The sequence below is a fragment of the Victivallis sp. genome (genome assembly GCF_048170485.1).
GTDB lineage: Bacteria > Verrucomicrobiota > Lentisphaeria > Victivallales > Victivallaceae > Victivallis.
Window position 1 is genome coordinate 1 of the sequence record NZ_DBEXAY010000160.1, and the last position, 4,593, is coordinate 4,593.

At 57.3% G+C, this 4,593-nt stretch carries 4 protein-coding genes; all 4 read left to right on the top strand.

The window, feature by feature from the left end; all coding sequences use genetic code 11:
- Positions 1 to 137: 137 nt before the first annotated feature.
- The 4 genes from gdhA to ACMLHG_RS08270 all read left to right on the top strand — a co-directional run bounded on the left by gdhA (position 138) and on the right by ACMLHG_RS08270 (position 4,473).
- Positions 138 to 1,481: an NADP-specific glutamate dehydrogenase gene (gene gdhA / locus ACMLHG_RS08255; protein ID WP_294432852.1), complete on the top strand. Its 1,344-nt coding sequence runs from the start codon at positions 138 to 140 to the stop codon at positions 1,479 to 1,481.
- Positions 1,482 to 1,638: 157 nt separating this feature from the next.
- A complete protein-coding gene (uraH, locus tag ACMLHG_RS08260) occupies positions 1,639 to 2,091 on the top strand; it encodes a hydroxyisourate hydrolase (protein WP_417170198.1) in 453 nt (150 codons plus the stop codon).
- 306 nt (positions 2,092 to 2,397) lie between these two features.
- Positions 2,398 to 3,390: an ABC transporter substrate-binding protein gene (locus tag ACMLHG_RS08265; RefSeq protein WP_417170199.1), complete on the top strand. Its 993-nt coding sequence runs from the start codon at positions 2,398 to 2,400 to the stop codon at positions 3,388 to 3,390.
- Positions 3,391 to 3,414: 24 nt separating this feature from the next.
- Entirely contained in the window at positions 3,415 to 4,473 is a 1,059-nt protein-coding gene (locus ACMLHG_RS08270) for an ABC transporter permease subunit (RefSeq protein ID WP_417170200.1), read from the top strand.
- Positions 4,474 to 4,593: the final 120 nt, after the last annotated feature.

The window sequence follows — 4,593 nt, forward strand, 5'->3', positions numbered from 1 at the left end:
GAAACAGGAACCATGCCCCGGGAAAATGCTCATTTCTCCGGGGAAATGAGCGGTTTTTTACTGTTTGGCATGATTTATGCTTATAACGTTTTCCCAATCAATGGCACCAAACCATTATTTCAGGAAGGGTTTTGAACATGAACAGTTATGTGCAGAAAGTGCTGGCTGATCTCCAGCAGACCAACGGTCAGGAAAAGGAGTTCATCCAGAGCGTCACCGAGGTGCTCAACTCTCTGAGCAAACTTCTCGATGCGCAGCCGAAGTATGAGAAGAACAAGATCCTTGAGCGGATGGTCATTCCGGAACGCGCGATCATCTTCCAGGTTCCGTGGGTGGATGACAAGGGCGAGATCCAGGTCAACACCGGCTACCGTGTTCAGTTCAACAGCGCGATCGGTCCCTACAAAGGCGGTCTGCGTTTCCACCCGTCCGTGAACCTCAGCATTCTGAAGTTCCTCGGTTTCGAACAGGTGTTCAAGAACAGCCTGACCACACTGCCGATGGGCGGCGGCAAAGGCGGTTCGAACTTCAACCCCAAAGGCAAGAGCGATCGTGAAGTGATGGCTTTCTGCCAGAGCTTCATGCGGGAACTCTTCCGTCACATCGGTCCCTCGACCGACGTCCCGGCCGGCGACATCGGCGTGGGCGGCCGCGAAATCGGCTACCTCTTCGGCCAGTACAAGCGCATCGTCAACAGCTATGACAGCGTGCTCACCGGCAAGGGGCTGAACTGGGGCGGCAGCCTGGTCCGTCCGGAAGCGACCGGTTACGGCGCGGTCTACTTCGCCGCCGAGATGCTCAAGACCCGCGACACCGGTTTCGACGGCAAGCGCGTGCTGATCTCCGGTTCCGGCAACGTCGCGCAGTACGCCTGCGAAAAGGCGACCCAGCTCGGCGCGAAGGTGCTCTCGCTCTCCGACTCCAACGGTTCCATCATCGATGAGGACGGCATCGACGCGGAGAAGCTCGCCTTTGTGCAGGAGCTCAAGAATGTCCGCCGCGGCCGGATCCGGGAATACGCCGAGAAGTTCACGAGCGCGAAGTACTATGAAGGCAAGCGTCCGTGGCAGCTGGTCAAGACCGACGTCGCCATGCCCTGCGCCACGCAGAACGAGCTCGAACTTGACGACGCCAAGGCGCTGGTCGCCGGCGGTTGCATGTGCGTCTGCGAAGGCGCCAACATGCCCACCACGCTCGAAGCGACCGAGTACCTCCAGAACGCCAAGGTCCTCTTCTCGCCCGGCAAGGCTTCGAACGCCGGCGGCGTCGCCACCAGCGGTCTCGAAATGAGCCAGAACGCCATGCGTCTCTCCTGGAGCGCCAAAGAGGTCGATGAGAAACTGCACGGCATCATGGTGAACATCCACAACGCCGCCCGCACCGCCGCCGCCGAATTCGGCGAGCCGGACAACTACGTGATGGGCGCCAACATCGCCGGTTTCCGCAAGGTTGCCGATGCGATGATCGATCTGGGCATCTGACACGCCGTCTGATTTCCCATAAATCCAGAGGTTCCGGAGTGATCCGGGGCCTCTTTTTTTTGAGCGGAGAAAAGCCGGCGGCGGGTTTTGCCTTTCCGGCTCTGGTGTGCTACATTAAGAACACCGCGCCGGAAAAACAAACAGAAGGAATTCAGGCATGAAACATCTCCTCCTCCTCCCGTTTTGTCTCGTCTGCATCGGGCCGGGAATTTCCCCGGTTGTCGCCGCCGCACCGGCTGCCGCCGCACCGGCAGTCGCTCCGGCTCAACGGTATCAGCTCAGCACCCACATTCTGGATGTCGGGCGGGGCCGGCCCGCTGTCGGGGTCCCCATCCTTCTCTACCGGCTGTCGAAACAGGAGGACGCCTGGGAGAAGGTCGGTGAAGGAGTCACTGACCGCAACGGCAGAATCGGCAATTTTCTCCCGCAGTCTCAATCCAATGACGGCATCTACAAACTGCGTTTCGAGACGAAAGAGTACTTCCGCAAACAGAAGCAGGAGTCGATCTACCCGTTTGTCGAAGTGGTCTTTGAAATCCGCGGCTCCGGGCATTACCATATCCCGATCACCATGTCGGCGAACGGGTACGGCACCTACCGCGGCAACTGAGGCGGCGGACTTCGCGGAGAACAGCCGCTGCGCGCCGGACTGGCGCTTCGTTGCCCTCCCGGTCGAATCCCCGGGATACTGCGTCCCCGGTGAAGAGGCTTCCCGCCTCTTTGCCGGGGAATTTTTCTTCATGCCGCCGGTTCGTTGGACGAAAAATGAACAAAATAGCAGGGAAAATCCCCGAAAAAGAACAAAATTGTAAAACTTTTCCACCTGTTCCCGCTCAAACCTCCTCATTTTTCAGGTTGGCATCGATTCTGCTTAAGAAAGGGCAGACAACCGTTAAGGGAAGCAAGGAGGTGGAAAATGAATTGCTTGAAGTTCGCGATCATTGGAATTCTGAGTGCCGTTGCACCGCTCATTCTGTTCGCCGGAGAACAGCCGGTGCTTCGCATCGGATACAGCGACTGGCCCGGCTGGACCGCCTGGGAGATCGCTGAAAAGAAGGGATTCTTCCAGAAACACGGCGTCAATGTCAAGCTGGAGTGGTTTGAGTACGGGCCGTCGATCGATGCGTTTTCCGTCGGGAAAATCGACGCGGTCGGCATATCCAACGGCGACGCGATGGTGCTCAACGCCACCGGAGCCAGAAACGTAATCATCCTGATCAATGATTACAGCAACGGCAACGACAAGATCGTGGCCCGCCCCGGAATCCGTTCGGTCAAGGAGCTGAAGGGAAAGAAGATCGGCGTGGAGTTCGGCTGTCTGAGCCACGCGCTTCTGATCAACGCATTGACGAAAAACGGCTTGAAGGAGTCGGATGTCAAACTGGTGAATATGCCGACCCATCAGGCGGCACAGATCCTGGAGACCGGCGAGGTTGACGCGATCGTCGCATGGCAGCCGCATTCGGGCAACGCCCTGGAGCTGGTGAAGGGATCGACGGCGATCTACACAAGTGCGGACGAACCCGGCATCATCTACGACGTCCTTGCCGTTTCGACGGAGAGTTTGATGAAGCACCGCGCCGAATGGCAGAAGGTGGTGGCGGCCTGGTACGATGTGATCGATTTTCTGAACGATCCGAAAACGCGGCCGGAGGCGATTAAAATCATGGCGGACCGGGTCGGCGTCTCTGCCAAGAAGTACGGCGGCTATATCGACGGAACCCGTTTCCTTACCGTGGATGAAGCGTTGAAACACTTCAAGAAGGCTTCTGGATTCGACTCCATCTACGGATCATCTGAAATTGTCGACAAGTTCTTCTTTGAGAACAAAATCTATACGAAGAAAATCGACGTGAACCGCCATATCACCCCGGTCTTTACGAAAAATTACCGGAAGAGCCAGCAATAAAGCCGTAACCGGCTGAGGAGTTTGATGATGAAGATGCAAAACACCGGCTGTTTTGCCATACGGAAAAAATTGACGAAACGGCAGGAATATATCCTGCTGTTTCTCTCGTTCGCGCTGCCGCTTCTGCTCTGGTGCCTGGTGAGCTACGTACCGTTTCTCTATCACCCGCTGATCCGGGTGACCGATGCGGGCGACAGCTTCCTCTGCGCAGCGGGGGATCTGGTCGAGCGCAGCGCGTTCGAGCGGGAGAACCGGGAACTGGCCGCCTCCGGCAGTTCTGTGATGAAGGGCGTGCGGGCGAATCCGGCCTATCTCCCCGCACCGCATGAGGTGGCGAAGGCGCTGGTGACCGCGTTCCTGACGCCGCCGCGGCGGGAGGGGGAGGCCTGGTTCCACGAGAGCATCGGGCACAGCATCCGGGTGGTGTTTCTCGGATTCCTGATCTCCTCGCTTCTGGGGGTGCCGCTGGGAATTCTCTGTGGTGCGTTCCCCTTTTTCGAGCGTCTGATCGAACCGTTCATCGAGTTTTTCCGCTATTTCCCGGCGCCGGTGTTTGCGACGTTGTGTGTGGCGATTCTCGGAATCAACGATGCGCCGAAGGTCGCGATTATTTTCATCGGAACCTTTTTCCAGCAGCTGCCGATGGTCGCCAACACGACCCGCAGTGCGGACGGCGCATTGATCGAGGCCGCCCAGACCCTCGGCGCGAGCAGGATGAGGATCCTGATGAAGGTCATCATCCCGAGCGTCCTTCCGCGGCTCTACAAGGATATGCGGATTCTGCTCGGATGGGCGTGGACCTATCTGATCGTCGCGGAGGTGGTCGGCACCAGTACCGGCATCAGCTGGTTCATCAATCAGCAGGCGAAATACCGCAACTTTGCGAATGTCTACGCGGCGATCATCATCATCGGCTGTATCGGTCTGGTTTGCGACATGTGCCTTGCATGGCTGGGGCGGCAGATTTTCCCGTGGGAGAGCAAGCGCAAAGGCATGCTCTACCGCGCGGCGGAAGAGATTTTCGGACCGCGCGACCAGGTGTTTTCCATCGTGCTCCCCAAAGAGGAAAGATACCATGTATAGGTGACAAGCAATTGTCGGAGTAGAAAAGAACTCCTTTGTCGAGTAACTTTGGAAATTTACTCAAACCAAATTACCGAAAAAGGAGCTCAAAAATGCAGAGAAAAGGTAGTGCCATTCGCA

Bases quoted from the DNA above. Each gene is read 5' to 3' on its own strand.
- ACMLHG_RS08265 (WP_417170199.1), top strand. From the start codon at position 2,398: ATGAATTGCTTGAAGTTCGCGATCATTGGAATTCTGAGTGCCGTTGCA.
- uraH (WP_417170198.1), top strand. From the start codon at position 1,639: ATGAAACATCTCCTCCTCCTCCCGTTTTGTCTCGTCTGCATCGGGCCG.
- ACMLHG_RS08270 (WP_417170200.1), top strand. From the start codon at position 3,415: ATGATGAAGATGCAAAACACCGGCTGTTTTGCCATACGGAAAAAATTG.
- gdhA (WP_294432852.1), top strand. From the start codon at position 138: ATGAACAGTTATGTGCAGAAAGTGCTGGCTGATCTCCAGCAGACCAAC.